At 48.8% G+C, this 16,426-nt stretch carries 15 protein-coding genes and 2 tRNA genes; 7 read left to right on the top strand and 10 right to left on the bottom strand.

The window, feature by feature from the left end; genetic code table 11:
• Both MHM95_RS16755 and MHM95_RS16750 read right to left on the bottom strand, forming a co-directional pair.
• Entirely contained in the window at positions 1-1,341 is a 1,341-nt protein-coding gene (locus MHM95_RS16755) for an alpha/beta fold hydrolase (protein WP_239385836.1), read from the bottom strand.
• Positions 1,342-1,426: 85 nt separating this feature from the next.
• A complete protein-coding gene (locus tag MHM95_RS16750; protein ID WP_045979413.1) occupies positions 1,427-1,912 on the bottom strand; it encodes an Lrp/AsnC family transcriptional regulator in 486 nt (161 codons plus the stop codon).
• Positions 1,913-2,028: 116 nt separating this feature from the next.
• Here MHM95_RS16750 and MHM95_RS16745 point away from each other — a divergent pair, with 116 nt between their 5' ends.
• Together MHM95_RS16745 and MHM95_RS16740 are read left to right on the top strand one after the other, a co-directional pair.
• Positions 2,029-3,204, top strand: coding sequence for a monodechloroaminopyrrolnitrin synthase PrnB family protein (locus MHM95_RS16745; RefSeq protein ID WP_239385835.1), 1,176 nt, complete (start codon positions 2,029-2,031; stop codon positions 3,202-3,204).
• Positions 3,204-4,319: an aminotransferase class V-fold PLP-dependent enzyme gene (locus tag MHM95_RS16740; protein WP_239385834.1), complete on the top strand. Its 1,116-nt coding sequence runs from the start codon at positions 3,204-3,206 to the stop codon at positions 4,317-4,319. The genes MHM95_RS16745 and MHM95_RS16740 overlap by 1 nt, the downstream gene beginning before the upstream one ends.
• Here the strand turns inward: MHM95_RS16740 and MHM95_RS16735 are convergent.
• The 4 genes from MHM95_RS16735 to MHM95_RS16720 form a co-directional block, all read right to left on the bottom strand.
• Positions 4,297-4,911 (bottom strand): flavin reductase family protein, encoded by a 615-nt coding sequence (locus tag MHM95_RS16735; protein WP_239385833.1) that lies wholly within the window; start codon positions 4,909-4,911, stop codon positions 4,297-4,299. The genes MHM95_RS16740 and MHM95_RS16735 overlap by 23 nt on opposite strands.
• A gap of 658 nt (positions 4,912-5,569) precedes the next feature.
• A tRNA-Ser gene (locus tag MHM95_RS16730) sits at positions 5,570-5,662 on the bottom strand.
• 23 nt (positions 5,663-5,685) lie between these two features.
• Positions 5,686-5,776 (bottom strand) — tRNA-Ser (locus tag MHM95_RS16725).
• A 172-nt stretch (positions 5,777-5,948) separates the two neighbouring features.
• Positions 5,949-6,089 (bottom strand): hypothetical protein, encoded by a 141-nt coding sequence (locus MHM95_RS16720; protein ID WP_022944967.1) that lies wholly within the window; start codon positions 6,087-6,089, stop codon positions 5,949-5,951.
• A 277-nt stretch (positions 6,090-6,366) separates the two neighbouring features.
• Between MHM95_RS16720 and MHM95_RS16715 the strand changes: the two genes are divergently transcribed.
• Positions 6,367-7,230, top strand: a complete 864-nt coding sequence (locus tag MHM95_RS16715) for a diacylglycerol kinase family protein (RefSeq protein WP_239385832.1) — start codon at positions 6,367-6,369, stop codon at positions 7,228-7,230.
• On the opposite strand, the gene MHM95_RS16710 is transcribed toward MHM95_RS16715, so the two are convergent.
• The gene (locus tag MHM95_RS16710) at positions 7,187-8,134 is read right to left on the bottom strand and encodes a DMT family transporter (protein ID WP_045979409.1); all 948 of its coding nucleotides are present in this window, start codon (positions 8,132-8,134) and stop codon (positions 7,187-7,189) included. The genes MHM95_RS16715 and MHM95_RS16710 overlap by 44 nt on opposite strands.
• 92 nt (positions 8,135-8,226) lie before the next feature.
• On the opposite strand from MHM95_RS16710, the gene MHM95_RS16705 reads away from it, so the two are divergent.
• Positions 8,227-9,672, top strand: a complete 1,446-nt coding sequence (locus tag MHM95_RS16705) for a PLP-dependent aminotransferase family protein (RefSeq protein ID WP_045979408.1) — start codon at positions 8,227-8,229, stop codon at positions 9,670-9,672.
• A gap of 9 nt (positions 9,673-9,681) precedes the next feature.
• Here the strand turns inward: MHM95_RS16705 and MHM95_RS16700 are convergent, their stop codons facing one another.
• The gene (locus tag MHM95_RS16700; RefSeq protein ID WP_045979407.1) at positions 9,682-10,473 is read right to left on the bottom strand and encodes a YggN family protein; all 792 of its coding nucleotides are present in this window, start codon (positions 10,471-10,473) and stop codon (positions 9,682-9,684) included.
• Positions 10,474-10,812: 339 nt separating this feature from the next.
• Here MHM95_RS16700 and MHM95_RS16695 point away from each other — a divergent pair, with 339 nt between their 5' ends.
• The gene (locus tag MHM95_RS16695) at positions 10,813-11,001 is read left to right on the top strand and encodes a hypothetical protein (protein WP_022944972.1); all 189 of its coding nucleotides are present in this window, start codon (positions 10,813-10,815) and stop codon (positions 10,999-11,001) included.
• Positions 11,002-11,035: 34 nt separating this feature from the next.
• Here the strand turns inward: MHM95_RS16695 and MHM95_RS16690 are convergent, their stop codons facing one another.
• On the bottom strand, positions 11,036-11,335 hold the full coding sequence (locus tag MHM95_RS16690; RefSeq protein ID WP_026111113.1) for an AzlD domain-containing protein: 300 nt from the start codon (positions 11,333-11,335) through the stop codon (positions 11,036-11,038).
• Positions 11,336-11,337: 2 nt separating this feature from the next.
• Positions 11,338-12,051, bottom strand: a complete 714-nt coding sequence (locus MHM95_RS16685; protein ID WP_239385831.1) for an AzlC family ABC transporter permease — start codon at positions 12,049-12,051, stop codon at positions 11,338-11,340.
• A gap of 82 nt (positions 12,052-12,133) precedes the next feature.
• Between MHM95_RS16685 and MHM95_RS16680 the strand changes: the two genes are divergently transcribed.
• Together MHM95_RS16680 and MHM95_RS16675 are read left to right on the top strand one after the other, a co-directional pair.
• A complete protein-coding gene (locus MHM95_RS16680) occupies positions 12,134-12,769 on the top strand; it encodes a cytochrome b/b6 domain-containing protein (RefSeq protein WP_151173622.1) in 636 nt (211 codons plus the stop codon).
• A gap of 161 nt (positions 12,770-12,930) precedes the next feature.
• Positions 12,931-16,323 carry a S8 family serine peptidase gene (locus MHM95_RS16675; protein WP_239385830.1) on the top strand — a complete coding sequence of 1,131 codons (3,393 nt, stop codon included), beginning with the start codon at positions 12,931-12,933 and terminating at the stop codon, positions 16,321-16,323.
• Positions 16,324-16,426 lie beyond the last annotated feature (103 nt).

Raw genomic sequence — 16,426 nt, 5'->3', positions numbered from 1 at the left:
TTAGTGCATGACCCGAGCTAAAAACGCGCTCATATCTTGCTCTAGCTGCGCATAAAACGGGTTATAGGTCAGGCGCTTGAGCGGCCGCTGCTGCGAGAGGTTAGCGGCGGTGCGCTCACCGACGATCACCTCACCCACTTTGCATTGGCGGTAGCGGGCATCATCCTCTAAATAGCTGCCGCAGTTACGATAAAGCCCTTGCCGGCCATAGTACGGGTGCTGTGGCGCGTTGACCACACCAATATGAGAGATATCAATAACGTCCTCACAAGGAGGCTGTCCACGCTGACATGAATAACTGCGAATATCAAACGCGGCCCCTAACAATGCTTTGGCAGCTTGTTGTTGACCATAAAACACCAACATATCGTGCCGGGTTTGCGGACGTTTTTGTGGGTCATGCCATACCTTAAGCATATTTAAGGTCGCGCGTGCATCAATGGTGGTATCGACCTCGCTTTGAACAACAAATAACGGAATATTGGGCAGCTCGGCTTCAGTCAGCGTATCTTGACTAATACGCGACATGGCTTGATGGGCTAGGGCTGCGGCAGCGAAAGGAAAGCTTTCATATTTGGCGAAATCTATGTCAGCGTCTTTATCGATCCAGTTTACGAATGGAACCCGATCAATCCACTTTGCTAGCCAGCCATTTTTATTATGTGGTTCACTGGCGGGAGACCAAAGCATAAGGGCGCGGATATTGGCTCTATCAGGCTCGGCTACAAGCTCGGCCATGGCTAACGCCGCACCGGTTGAGTAGCCGCCAATCACCACCTGTTCGAACTCGTTAGCGGCACGGTTTATGGCATAGCGAGCAAGTTGCTGCCACTGCGAAAACTCGGCGTCCTGAAGCTGAGCTGCGGCACTGCCATGGCCTGGTAACAGTACTGTCCGCACGGTGAAACCTTGGCGATAGAAATAGGCCGCGAGGCTATGATAGCTAAAAGGGGAGTCTGTGAGGCCGTGAAACAGCAACGCGACCTTGTCATTATTATGCTGACGCAGCTCAAACGGACTGAGTAAATGATGCACTTGAGTATTGGCAGGAAGCTGTTGTTGCTGCTGCAGCAGTTGCACTGTGGCTGTTTTTACGGGGCAAGGAGTGTGGGCGCGGGGATTGTGTGTCTTTAGCCACTGATTGGCACGGCGTAAATAGGTAGCAAAGCTGGGGTTGTCGCTGATATCAACCGCAGCTTGGCCATCACCAATGGCGTAGCGGTAGCGGCCTTGTTCTTTCGCCGCCATTATGGTGTCGACATCGGTGACTATATCGAGGCAAGTTTCGCTGCTGTGGCCTACACCGCTGATCAACATCAGCATAAAAATAACGATACGCATGGGAGTACTCCATCAATCCAAGTTAGCAGCATACCAAAGCACTGCACTGACAGCTAGCGGATAGCGAGCAACCCTGTATATACAACTACAGCGGCAGCTGCCAGCGAGAGAAGCGTTGTTTTAAAACCACGGTGGAGTCAATGGCGGCAATCTCCGCAAGGCCTCCGAGAGTATGTTTGACGAAGTGTTCGTAGTCACCAAGGTCTTTGGCAATAATTTTTAGCAAATAATCGTACTCACCGGTGATCACCGCACATTCCTGCACCGCTAAAAAGCCATCCACTTGGCTTTCGAAGTTATCGGCAGCCTGAGCGGAGTTTTGCTGTAATTTAATAAGCGCATAGACGGTAACATGAAACCCCAGTTGTTGGGCATTTAAACGGGCATGGTAACCACGAATATAGCCGGCTTGCTGCAGCTTAGTGATGCGGCGAATACAAGGAGTATCTGACAGATTAACGCGCTGCGCTAACTCGCTGACACTCATCCGGCCATTGTCTTGCAGCAGCGCAAGCAACTGCAGGTCCTTGGCATCTATTTTGATTTTTGAGTGGTTATCGCTATTTATCATTTGTTAAATGGTGATTTTTATTATTTTTATGTGTTTATGTTAGTGGAGGTTAATAAAAAGCACCACCGGCTTTATGCTATTTTTACCTTATGTAAGGCAATATTTTTGTAGCTCCTATGACACCGCACGCACAGCAATTTGATGACTGGATCCGCAGTCGCTTTGTCGAAATTAATAATCAATTAGAACAGCGCTACCAAGTACAGGCCGATCGTGCCAATGTCCATGGTGTCGGCGATGCACTGAAGCAGCAACTCACAGACGAAGGAGACGCGTTAATAGCTAATTTAGTTGATGAGGGCAATACCGATGAGGGCTTCGATAGTGCCTTTGATTTGCTCGGCAATGTTGGCTTATATATGGCGGCGTGTCGGCGTCATGAAATCACCGAGCCGTCACGAGAAACGCATTCTCCGCTGCAACAAGCGTCGACTCTGGCCATGCACATTGGCGCGTCCATAGGCGTTACCCCTCGTTTTGCAACGGCGCATTTAACCACCCATAATCGCGCTATCAATGGCCAATATAAACGCTTTACTGATCTGCCCGATGAACGCTTGTTTGTTGACTACAACACTAAGGGCATAGTGGCCTTCAAGCGGGCCGCCGATGCGTTGTTGCGTATCCAGCCCTTGGGCATTTCTCACCCTGTGGTTCCTGATTTATTGTTAGTGGCCGAACAAGCGCTAAAAGATGTACTGGAAAGTAACCGCTATTTATTTCAACACCTTGATGCACAGCAGTTCTTTTATGCCGTGCGCCCTTATTACAAGCCTTACCGGGTTGGCAAAGAAGTCTATCGGGGCGCCAATGCCGGTGATTTTGCTGGTATTAACGTGATCGATATGTTGTTGGGGTTATGTTGTGCCAATGAACCGGCTTATTCACAAATGCTGGTAGAGAAGTTTTTATACATGATGCCAGAGGATCAGCGCGTACTGCGCAATTGCATGCGTTTGCCATCGATTATGGATGAGTTTTTAGCGGTGGCACCGCAGCAGCATAGCAGTTCCTGGTTTCAGCAAAACCTCAGAGCATTTTTGAGGGTGTGTAAATTGCATGGGCAAACGGCAATTCAGCACCATAACCAGCTGGTTGATAAGTATATTCGTATTCCTAATGAAAATCTTGGTAGCCAGCATCAAACAAAGGTAACGGCCGGTGGACCGCCCTTACCTGTGCTGTTAGCCGAACTCGCTAATCTGCGCGATAAGCGCGCCGCGCGTGAGCGCGATGATATTCACACCCGTTATCACGATATCGCCACATTAACGGCGTTGGTGGACAACTAATGAAAGATACCTTTGCCTTGCCTCAAGGGCCCTACTTACTCAGCCACTCGGTGGGTCGGCCATTAACAACCGCACAGCACGCCTTCAATGAGGCGTTCTTTGCGCCTTGGCAGCAGGGCCAACAAGAGCCTTGGTCACAATGGCTGCAGGTTATTGAACAGTTTACTCAAGCACTCGCGAGGTTGTTTAATAGCTCTGCTGGGCAATTTTGCCCGCAGGTTAATTTATCCAGTGCATTGACCAAGCTGCTGATGGCCCACCCACGGCTAACGAGAGGTGGGTGCAAAGTGCTGCTCAGTGAGCAAGACTTCCCGAGCATGGGCTTTGTGCTGCAAAAAGCCTTACCTGAGGATTGTCAGCTGCGATTTATACCGGCTCACGAAGATGTCAGTGATGCTCAGGTATGGCAGCATTACTTAGACACTGAGGTTGATTTGGTGTTTGTTAGTCAGGTGTATTCCAACTCTGGGCAGCAGGCCCCGGTTGCTCATATCTGTGAGTACGCGAAAAAGCGTGGAGTGTTGTCGCTAATCGATGTAGCTCAGGGAGCGGGGGTGATCCCTTTGGATTTAACCGCAGTGGCACCCGACTTTATGATCGGCTCGAGCGTAAAATGGCTCTGTGGTGGGCCAGGAGCCGCTTACTTATGGGTTAGTGAGCAGCAATTAGCGCACTGTCAGCCCAAAGACGTGGGCTGGTTTTCCCACAGCAATCCTTTTGAATTTGATATTCATCATTTTGACTACCATCCCAGTGCCTTACGTTTTTGGGGCGGCACCCCCAATATTGCACCTTATGTTTTGGCCGCGCACAGTATTAGCTGGTTCAATGAGTACGGCATCGATAAGGTGCGTAACCATAACCTGGCCATGCAACAATTGCTGTGGTCGCACCTGCAGCAGTGGATTGTCTCGCCGAAGGAGCCCGAGAAGCGCAGTGGTACCCTGATTGTCCATGGCGGACGCCACCAACAGGCCCTGCTAGCGGAACTAAACAAAGCCTGTATCAGCGTCGATGAGCGCCGCTTGGGTATTCGTATTTCACCGCACATCTATAATGATGAGCAAGATATTGCGGCGTTACTCAGCGTTGCTAATCGAGTACTGGGCGACTAAGCACGCTTTGACGGGTGGTATGCGCGTAGGCATCGCCACCTAGCTTACCTATAGTAGGCAAACGTTCCGGTGCGATGCGACCATCGACCAACAGAGCATCATCAATGTCGATGGTTTTAACGTCGAGCAACATCATTTGCCCGCTTCCCGGCTCTGAGCCAAGTTCAATCACCTCTCGCAGTGTGCACTCATAGCGTACTGGCGCAGCGGCAACGCCTGGCACGGATACACTGTGGCTAGTGTGCTTATCAATACCCACGGCCGTAAATTCACTGATATCACTCGGGTAGTTGGCGCAGCTTTGATTCATCGCCGTGAGCAAGTCTTCAGTGACAATATTGACCACACATTCTTTGGTTGCCAGCAAGTTTTTCAATGTGTCTTTCGGCTCTCCTGTGCGAGGTGTCACATGAGTAACTGATAACACCGGCGGTTGGCAGCTGGCCACGCTAAAAAATGAGTAAGGGGCGATATTATCGACGCCAGTGGCGCTGCGGGTGCTGACCCAAGCAATAGGACGAGGGGTGATGGCACCGACAAGGTGCTGATAAAGTTGCTGGCTAGACTCTGCGTCTTGGGTATGTAATAGCATAGTGAATATTCATCGCTGCTGATAATGGGGCGCTATGGTGGCAAACGTGGTGAAAAAGTAAAGGCCAGGTTCTGATAACGGTTGTTGGGATAAGCGCGCGTACATCCTGTACTCGCCCCTACGGGGGCTCACCAAGTCCGCCTACTGGAAATTTAGTGATAGCAAACCCGCGCGTAAGATGACCGGGTTTTGATAGCGGTTGTTGGGATAGGCGCTCGCACGCCCTGTACTCGTCCCTACGGGCGCCTTCGCGGCTCAAAATGTTCCGGACATTTTGTCGAACGGAGGGGGCTCACCAAGTCCGCTTTCTCGAAATTTAGTTATAAAAAAACCGCCGTAAAGGCGGTTCTCTTATAACTAATGGCGGAGAAGGGTCGAAGAAATCGAAGTATTGCTTCGCAGTTCTGAGACGCCGAAGGCTGGACGCTTGCGACTGGACGCCGAAAAGCAAAAAACCGCAACAATGTGCGGTTTTTTAACTCAACTAATGGCTTCGACTCGGGATGAGCACTCGTGTATCCATACACTCGTCCCTACGGGCGCCTTCGCGGCTCAAAATGTTCCGGACATTTTGTCGAACGGAGGGGGCTCACCAAGTCCGCCTACTCGAAATTTAGTTATAAAAAAACCGCCGTAAAGGCGGTTCTCTTATAACTAATGGCGGAGAAGGAGGGATTCGAACCCTCGATAGGGCTACAAACCCTATACTCCCTTAGCAGGGGAGCGCCTTCAGCCACTCGGCCACCTCTCCGGCGCGAATCAGTTTGTAAAATGTGGCGGAGAGATAGGGATTCGAACCCTAGATGGGCTATTAACCCATGCCGGTTTTCAAGACCGGTGCATTCAACCGCTCTGCCATCTCTCCATGGGCTAGGATAATACTGAGGCAAAACGCAGGTGTAAATAGAAAAACGGTCGTTTGCTTGATTTTTGTGCTAATTCAGTGAAATAGAGGGTATTTTAGACTGTGATGGGGGAAGGTTGAGGGTGTAAAGCTGGTTGGTGCCTTACACCCAAAGTAACATTAATCTAACTTATTACTTGTAACGAACGACGCCACTAAGAGCGAGTTCCTTACCGAAGCGGTTTAACTTTGCCAGCATTTTTGCTTTACGCTTGCTGGGCTTCACTGCGACTTGGCTTGCTGCCGTTTGGTTTAATGTGTTTACTGGGTTCATCTTGGTTGCTCCGCGCTATGTCTGTGTCTGAAAACATGGCTATTGTGAGGCTGAAGTGGTTAAAAATAAAACGATAAATTTTGGCCCTTTCGCATAAGTTTTTCTTATATATTTTGCTTTTGTTAAGTTTCGCTTTAGCGTGTTTTATGCATGATTATATTTGTATGCTTTTACCTTGATCCTTATTATATTAAGGGTTTAAAGCTTGATAAGCTTTCTGTATTAAAATAGGCTGCATATTTATTCAGATAAAACATATTTGTTTTAAGGTGTCCATTTGCCGACTTGTTCATCTTGGTTGGTGGTCTATCACCCCAGTTACCAAAAAAAGTTGCTCGACCAACTCGAAAAATGTTTGCAGCAAGCGTCTATTGGTTACTCCTGCTTGGCTACGTCTGGGGATTTTGCGCGTGACTTAAAACGTTTGAAAGCGTGTAGCAATGGTTTAACAAGGGTTGTGGTGCTCGGTGGCGATGGCACCTTACACTTGGTTGTCAATGCGTTTGCCTACACCGCTGTTGAGGTGGCATTGATCCCCTGTGGCAGTGGCAACGACTTTGCTCGGCAGTGGCGTGTTAGCCAAGCGCATTGGTTAGCTACAGCTTTACGGGCGCCGGCACAGCGTATCGACTTAGGGCGAATTAACGATCGTTACTTTGTTAATGTGGCTGGAGTTGGTTATGACGCTGAGGTGGTGCGCGCAACGCAGAACAAAAAAGGCCGATTAGCCCGTTGGCGATATAGCTGGGAGGGGCTTAGGCACTTGTATACCTACTCTAACCCACAGGTCAGGGTAGAAATTGATGGCAAGGTGACTAACCAACGCCAGCTGATGTGCTGCTTTGCCAATGGTCAGTTTTTTGGTGGTGGCATGAAGGTCGCGCCGGATGCTAATGTGACAAGCGGCGCTCTAAATTACCTCAGCGTTGCTCAAGGCGCGCCACTGCGCCAAGCTGTGGCGCTATTATTTAGTTACTTTGGCGCGCATACCCGACTTGCACAGATCACCACAGCGGTTATAAAGCGCTGTGAGGTGACAACTGTAGGGTTGGGTATTGAAGCCGATGGCGAATACCTTGGCACCACGCCCGCTGTGATTAGCTGCCAAGCGGACGCACTGCTTTTTGTGGTACCTCGGTAACACGGGGCTTACGAAAGCGAGCCGTTATTTTGTGCACTGGCGTGAGCACAATGGCATTGCCAAGCAGTACACAGGCAAAGCCATATACGGTGTTCGCTTGCCATACAAAGCCTTCAAATAGAGTGCTCAGTACCACCGCTACGAGCGGGAATAAGACGATCACATAGCTGGCTTTCTCAGGGCCAATATTTTTTAATAGCACGAAGTAGCAGGCAAAGGCGATGACCGTACCAAAGGTACTTAAGTAAAGCAGCGATAGCCAGTAACTCATTGTGGTTGCTGCGAAATCGACACTGGCGCCAGTGAGTATCACATACAAGCTTAAACCTAGGGTGGCATACAACATGCCCCAGGCATTGCCTTGTAAAATTCCGACCTCGGCTTGTGAGTTACGAACACTGACCATATTCCCTAACGATGCCACTAAGGTGCCCGATAACGCCAGCAGCAGACCAATTAATACGCCATTGTTTAAATCCAACGACGAAATTGCCGGCCAAAACAGTACGGCAATCCCTACCACGCCCAGTAGGGCGCCAAAATAAATGCGTTTGGCGATGGGGCGAGAGAAAAACAGCTTGGTATTAATGATATTCATCAACAACAGCATACTGAACGCAATCGAGGCTAGTGCCGAGGTTAGGTAGGCTTGTGCCCAGTAGAGAATAAGATAATTCGCGCCAAAATTGCACAATGCCAATAAGGCAAAAAAGACATGATCGCGGCGATTAAAACGCATAGGGAGGCGCTTGATGAGCACATACCCCCACATCAATAGCGCTGCTATGGCAAAGCGCAGCAACAGTGATACCTCCACGGGGACGCTACCTAGTTGAAACTCAATCGCCAGCCAAGTTGAGCCCCAAATGAGCACAGTGACCACATAAAGCAGGATGTTGTTCATGATGAATTCTCGTGATCGTAAAAAGTGGTATTTTAAAGTGATTCTGTATACTGTACATACACAGAAAAGTGATTTTGATACCTATACAGATTATGTCGCGGACGATTAATAAGCAGCGCGCTGTTTATCTTTATCAGCAAGTTGTCGACCTGATTAAAGATATGCAGCAACACGGCACCTTAAATGCAGGGGAAAAACTTCCCTCGCTGCGGGCCATGGCGCAGAAGCTCTCGGTTAGCATTCCTACGGTACAGCAAGCGTATCAGGAGTTAGAACGTCAAGGGGTGGTTAGCGCCCGCGAAAAGTCTGGGTTTTACTTAAATGCGGCGGTGCTCCCGTGCAGCCAGCCAAAGCGCTCGCGATTGGCGCGCTCGCCCGTGGCAGTTAACAAGCAGGCATTAATTGAACAGGTTTTCGATGGTTTACATCAGCCCGGTGTGATCCCGCTGGGGATCGCCAACCCGGTGGCGGTGAGTGCCACCGATAAAGTACTGAGCCGAACTATGCGCAAGGTCATGAACGCAGCCGGCGACCAAGCGATTAACTATGGCCCACTGGATGGCTTTGCACCGCTAAAAAAAGAAATCATTGGTCGATATTTAGATTTTGCCATCGGTGTGAATAGTGACGAGCTCGTTATTACCAATGGCGCGCAAGAAGCATTAAACATTGCGCTGCAATGCGTTACGCAAATGGGTGATATTGTCGCTATCGAATCGCCCTGTTACTTCGGCATCATTGAGATGATTGAAAGTTTGGGACTGAAAGCCATAGAGATCCCAATGTGCCCGGAAGAAGGTGTCTGTGCAGATGATTTGGCGCGTGCCTTCGCAGAGCACGATATCAAAGCCTGTATTTTCTCTACCACAATTAGCAACCCCTTGGGCTCGCAAATGTCCGATGAGCGCCGTCAGCAACTGGTGCGCATGATTGAGGAGCGAGGGGCGGTGCTTATTGAGGATGATGTGTATGGTGAATTGGCGTATGAACATAGTCATGCTAAACCGGCGCAATACTTTTCTCGCAAAGGGCAAGTGATCACCTGCTCATCGCTTTCCAAAACAGCGGCGCCGAGTTATCGCGTCGGGTGGATGATTGCCGGTAAGTATGCAGCGCAAGCGCGGCGCTTAAAGCGGGCGATTAGCTGTTCATCATCATTGATGAATCAGTGGACCCTGTACGAGTTTATGAGTAGTGGCGATTACGACAAAAACTTACGTACACTACGCCAGCGCCTAGCTTTGAACAAGGAGCGCATGCGGGCGCTGGTGTTACAGCATTTTCCGGAAAAAACGCGGATGACTAATCCCAAGGGCGGCTGTGTATTGTGGCTGCAGTTACCTAGCCAATACGATGTGATTGAACTTTTTCATTTGGCGTTGGACGCGGGGATCAGCATTACACCGGGCTCAATATTTAGCGCTACCGATAAATACCGTCAATGTGTGCGCCTGAGTTATGGTATTCCTTGGAGCGATAAAGTGGAAGTGGCAGTAGCGCGGTTGGGAGCGCTCTGCCAGCAAGTGCGAAAGGGGTGATTATTCCGACTATTTAGTAATTAAAAGCTGGAAGTCACTTAGTTCTGGGACCATGCTCACCAGTTGGGCCTCTTGCTCGGCCAGCTCTGAGAATGAATGGCACAGGGCATCTGCGCGCTGCTCGATATTGGCAGCTTGAAGCTCAACACGCTGTTCAATTTGCTCACCCATTCTTTCCATGCGCTGCTCGAACTCGTCCATGTCGCCACCTGAGCTGACCATTTGTGAGCCCAAGGCCATCAGCACGCTGCCTATTGATTGCACCATTGCCTGTTCAACGGCTTGTTCAAAGTTTTCATCGAATTGTTGCTCAATATCTTCACCTAGCTCATCAAAGCTTTGTTTGCCCATCACAAACTCGCCATTTTGATAAAAGCTATGCTCGATATTATTGCCAATATTATCCACGACCTGCTGCAATGCGTCATTATGCTCAATGCCAAACGCTGCACTCACTTCTTCAATGGCCACACCGGCTATTTTCACGCCATCAAGGGCAATCTGAGCAACTTCAGGGACGTAACTACGTAGTTGCTGAGAGTAATTATCCAGTGCTTGCTGCTGAGCTGCAGTCAGAGGCATAACTTCACCATCAACGAGCAGCTGCTGACCATCGTATACCATGTGTTGATTATCGACATTGGTGATTTGTATGCGTTCAGGGTTGATACGAATATCACTTTTAAACTCAATATCGCACTGTTGTGAACCAAATGAGAGGTTATCTGGCTTTTGCTCGTGTGCCAGTGCGCTTGTGGTTACCGTCATGGATGCAAAAAGAAGGGCTGCTGTCGTTTTCATTGTCTTTATTCCCGTTGATTGTTGTTACGAGAGATACATTACAAATTCGGTGCCAAAATTATTACTCTATAATAAACAATAGGTTATGCATTAATAACGAGCAGATTTTTGCTAGAGGTTTAAAAAAAGCTAACTTTTAGTCGTTTTTAACAAGATGTTGGTGAAAGTCGCACATTGATGATCATCGTCAATAAAAGATATTTGTTGAAACGATAAAAAAATCTCACTTTCCAGTTTTGCCATTTGCAGCTATTTATTCATTTTAAGGGCGTAGGCTCTTGGTCGTGGTGGAGCTAAGCTTGAGCCGCGCACAATGATTGTAATTAACTGGAGTGTATTGTGGGTAAAACATATTCCTATGATGCGTTAGATGACGAATTTGTTGAAGATGAATACGAAGCGATGGGGCGTAACCAACATGACCGTCGTAAGCGCAAGGTCAAAAAGAAGCTCGATGATTATCTAGAGCAGCGTAAGCTGCGGAAAAATCTCGGCTACGATGATTTTGACGATTACCTCAACGAGTAAAGTTAGGAAGGGGCGAAAGCCCCTTTTTTGTTTTTCAGCGCAGCAGAAAATAAGCAGCCATCCCTACTAAGGTAGTGAGATAGATACTTTTACTGCGATAAGCAACAATAATGGCCAGTACGGCGGCCAGTAAATAAGGATTGCGATAACTAATATGCCACTGCCCCTCAGGAAGGAGGACAATGGGCACCCAAATAGCGGTCAGTACCGCCGGCGCACTGAAGCTTAAAAAGCGCTGCAATTTGGGCCCGACCCGAAAGGGTAAGGCGCGATGTAAAAACAGGTAACGGCTGGCAAAGGTGATACATGCCATAAGCACTATGGTCGTCAGTATCATTAGCTATCCTTACTGACCATGTAGCCCACCGTCATACCACTTAGGGCGCTAAGTACCAACCAGAGTTCCAGCCCCCAAGCTTTGAAAGTGGCGGCGCAAATCCCGGTGATCACCACGCAGGCTAAGGTTGCTTTGTTTTTTATGGTGGGCACAACCAAGGCAATAAAAGTAGTGGCGATGGCAAAGTCTAAGCCTAAATTGGTTAAATCGGGTAATAGTTGGCCTGCCAAGATGCCCAATAGAGTCCATATATTCCAGGCCACATAAAAGCTAAAGCCAGCGCTGAGCGCATAAATAAGGCGTGTTTTCGTTTGATATGCCTTGCGGTGGTGGGAAAAGGCGAATAACTCGTCGGTTAACACGAAGCTGACGGGCAAGCGCCAGCGCAGCGGTTGGCTAATCACCTTTTGGCGTACTGCCAGACCATAGAGAAAGTGGCGAGAGCTAATAATGAAGGTCGTAAACAGCAGTGTCAGCAGTGGCGTATGATCAGCGATAAGCTCGATGGCCACCAGTTGCGCCGAGCCGGCAAAGACCAACAACGACATCAATTGTGTTTCCCAGGCGCTGAAGCCGTTTTGCATCGCTAACGAGCCACACAATAGCCCCCAAGGTAAAACCGCTAAGTTTAACGGTAACATATCGAGCTGACCTTTGATAAAGGCCAGTCGATGTAAGCGGGTTCGGTTTTTAGCGTTTGTAACAGCAGACATAAGCAAAGTTTTTTACGATCAAGCACGCAGCATGACACAGAGTTTGGCATAATCGCAATATTGCCAAGTTAAGGAGTCAAAAATGAAAGTTTGGGATGGGTTTATACGCTTTTTTCATTGGAGTTTAGTGCTGTGTATTGCTGGCCTCTATTTCTCTGCGGAGGAGGGCGCGATGGAGTTACACTTTGTGCTCGCCTACATTACCTTAGCATTGCTTGCGACTCGTTTATTGTGGGGGCTTTTTGGTAGCGAAAGTGCCCGTTTGCACAAGTTATTACACTCACCCAAAGCCGTGTTTAGGGCGCTAAGACAAAGCGAACAAGTGGCCGGGCATAATGCGGCGGGCAGCTATATGGTGTTGCTATTTTTTGCACTGTTATTGGTGCAACTGCTCAGCGGATTGATGACCACAGACGACATTCTTACCGATGGTCCTTTAGTCCAATATGTATCTTACGATTGGGTTGAGTGGGCCTCGTCCGTGCACCATCAAAACTTTGACTTTATCCTAGCCGCCATTGCTTTGCATATTGCTGCTATTGTGATTTATGCATTGAAAGGTAAAAGACTGGTACCAGCGATGATCACCGGTCGCAATAATGCATTGCAAGAAACAGCGGTAGTCAAGCCTGCTTGGCCTGCGTTCGTGGTTTTTGCAGCTATACTGGCTGCGCTGTTATGTACTTGGGGTTACGAGCCGCTCGTAAGTCTTATTTAAAACATACTTTGTTACATATTCATGAGGTCCATTGAGCGGGCATAGCCCGCTTTCCAACTTACTTATAATAATTTTACATTAATTTAATCTTGCCCCTCTTTTTGTTTTCATTATAGTTGCAATTGAACAACAACAATAATGATGTCTTTCAGAGGAAAATTATGGCTTCAAATAAACTCAAATTGAGTGCATTAGCACTGGGCGTGTCGTCTGCCCTGCTTAGCACTCAAGTCGCAGCTTCAGAGCTAGAACCACAGAATAAAATTTTTACACCGCAGCATCAAAGCAAAATTGAGCGCCAACTTGGCGACATTAAAAAACAGAACAAACGTGCTGTATCTTGGCTTATTGAGCTTAACAGTGAGCCGATGTTTTCAGTAAGCAAAGATCAGCAAGCCACGCAAAGTGCGCATATCTCGCAAGCGCAAGAGCGCGTATTAAGTAATATTCAAAGCGCCGATTTAAACCTCAATGTGATCACACGCACCACTAAGCTGGTTAATGCGCTTGTTGTTAACGGCGATGAGTCTGAAGTGAGAAAAGTGCTGGCGCACGAGGATGTGAAAGAAATCTACCCGGTTTACGACTATGAGCTTAATGTTGCTGATAGTGCTGATTACATCAAAGCAACGCCCTTAGTTGAGAGCCAAATCGCGACTGGTGAAGGAGTTCGAGTGGCAGTGCTTGATACCGGCATTGATTATACCCACGCAGTATTTGGTGGTGAGGGTACGCAAGCGGCTTATGACGCAGCCACTGCTGATCCCACGACGGTAACTTGGCCGCAAGGTATTGTTAAAGGCGGTTATGACTACTTTAATGATGATGCCGATCCGATTGACTTCGGCACAAGTCACGGTACACATGTTTCACACTCGGTAACGGGGATTGCACCTAATGTAGAATTGTTTGTGTATTCGGTGTGTGGCGGTGGCTGTCCAGGGCTTGCACAATTACTGGCGCTAGAATCAGCGATGGACCCCAATGGCGACATGGATATTGAAGACCGTGTTGATGTAGTTAACATGTCTTTAGGTGGCGACTACGGTGACCTTGCGGAAGACGCGGTAGGCTTATTTATTAATCGCGCCGCCAAGTTAGGTACAAGTGTGGTTATCTCTGCCGGCAACGATGGCGCATATCCATTTATCGTTGGTGGCCCAAGCACTACTGAAAATGCACTTTCCGTGGGAGCCATGACTCACCCAACGGATGAGACTCGTGTGGCTGAAGGCACAGTGGCAGGCGAAGAAGCTGTTATTCAGGGCGCCAATTTTGGCCCAGGTGCGTTCAGCTTTAGCAGCGATGACATTGAGCTGGTTTATCCAGATGCCAACCAAACCGCTTGTGAGCCTTTTGCTGAAGGTGTTGATTTTACAGGCAAGGCTGTAGTGGTGGACCGTGGTGGCTGTAACTTCACTGATAAAGTACTGGCTGCCCAAACTAAGGGTGCTGCTTTTGTTATTATCGCCAATAACGTTGATGATGGCACGCCTGCGCCTATGGGCGGATTTGACGAAGCAGTGAGTATTCCATCAGTCGGGGTTACTTTTGCCACTGGGGCGCAATTGAAAGGCGGCGCTAGCTTCAATATTTCCTCTGAGTTAGTGGCAACACCTGGTGCAATGGCCGATTTCACCTCTCGTGGACCTTCGGTCAGCGGCCTATTAAAACCTGAGATCACTGCCCCCGGTGTTAATATCATGACCGCCGAGCCTGGCACAGGCACAGGGCTTTCAGGAGCAACAGGCACGTCATTCTCAGGCCCAATTACTGCTGGTGCTATCAGTATGCTTAAAGAGGCTTTACCAGAGCGCAACGCGATGGAACTTAAAGCAACCCTGATGAACGCAGCAAACCTTGATGTTACCGTCACCCCACGTGCGCTTGATGAAAACGCAGCAATGGCACCGATTAGCGCCATTGGCTCTGGTTTGGTTGACGTAGAAAAGGCTGCGAACCTACCGGTAGCGGCGTGGGCAAAAGACACGCACCAAGCTGCGCTGTCATTCGGACTGCAAAGCTTAAGTGAAACAACCACGATGACTAAAACCGTGGTAGTTAAAAACTTCTCAAGCAGCGCTAAGACGTATGAGCTCAGTTTAGAGCAGCGTTTTGCAGACGATGTTGAACGCGGCAGCTTAATGGCTGAGTATCCCACTTCAGTGACTATTCCGGCGGGCCAATCCGTCGAGTTTGAAGTGGCAATGACTATTGACCCCACAACATTGCCAGAGTGGCAGCTAAGTGGCAGCAATATTGACACCCTAGCAGCGACTGAGTTGCTGACTGACTCAGAGCTAGATGGTGCGTTGGTCTTTAGTGAAGGCGGTGAACAGGCCTTGCACTTGGTTTATCATGTGCTTCCACGCGCAGCGGCAAAACCTGTGATCAGCGCCGAAAAAGGTGAGCAAGGTGTCGTTTATACATTGCACAACCAAGGTGCTGCGGAGCTCACACCGGTGATTGTTGAAAATACAGTAACAGACACAGTGGGTGATGGTGGTCGTTTAGATATTGTAGCTGGCAGTGTCGAGACATTGGCTGTACCAGCCTCGTTCTGTGAATCAGGATATGGCGTATTTACAACTTTGGTTGTTGACCAGCCTGTAGCCCACGCTGATATGGGTGGCTTCGCCGCAGACTTTGATATGGATGGTGATGGCCGCTGGGATGTCACAGCCCACTCGCTAAACTACTCACTGTTTGATGGTCCGACACCTACACCTATTACCTTTACAACGCCTTATGGTCAACTAAGCGGTAATCTGAGCAACTTGTACTTCGACAGTGCGACTAACTACGTAACACTGCAAAACTGTATTGGTGATTATGGTCTGACTGCGGCGGACTTGGGCAATGTCAATGCTACGGTACGTTTCAGAACCGCACCTGATAATTTCCCAACAGGTGGCAGTAACGCCGTTGATACTGCTCAAGGTAACTATAACTTCGCACCTGCACAAATTGTGGCAATGGCAGTAGATGCTCAGGGTGATGAAGTACAGAGTATTGCTCCTGGGGAAAGTGCACAGTTCTTATTTGCTGATGCTAACTTCACTATTCTATCTACCAATGGTGCCAAAGCCGTTGTCACCTCACCGCGCAATGATATGCAAGTGGCGCCTAGTTTGGCCGATGCGCAGTTCTCGGTAGATGAAAACACCGAACAAGGTACGGTTATTGGTACACTTACCGCTGAGCGAAATGCGACCTTTGCTGGCGCTATTTCAGAGTTTATTGTTGTGAGCTCAAGCTCGACCGCCGTTGATATCAACAGCGATGGTGAGGTCGTTGTGGCCAATGCCGAACAGCTTGATTACGACAGTGGCCTTGAACAGGTAATGTTTGAAGTTGTTGCCACAGATACCAGCGGCAATATTTCTAACACGGCAACGGTGATGGTCAATGTCACTAACCTAGCTGATGAAGCATCTGAGCAACCAGAACCACAGCCTCAAGTTCCTGTGAAGAAGAGCACTAGCTCGGGCTCATTAGGGTGGCTAGCGCTACTGATGGCACCACTTATGTGGTTGCGTCGTCGTCGCAGCTAGTTCGTTGAGCTATGGACATAAAAACGGCGCCTGAAGGCGCCGTTTTTTATAGGTGTTCCAACATGGTAATCAGCTTGAGCTTCATACTGGTTGATACCGCCAT

Source organism: Pseudoalteromonas sp. CnMc7-15, assembly GCF_022347925.1.
In the GTDB taxonomy this organism is placed as follows: Bacteria; Pseudomonadota; Gammaproteobacteria; order Enterobacterales; family Alteromonadaceae; genus Pseudoalteromonas; species Pseudoalteromonas ruthenica.
This window is presented reverse-complemented; position numbering and strand designations above follow the sequence as displayed.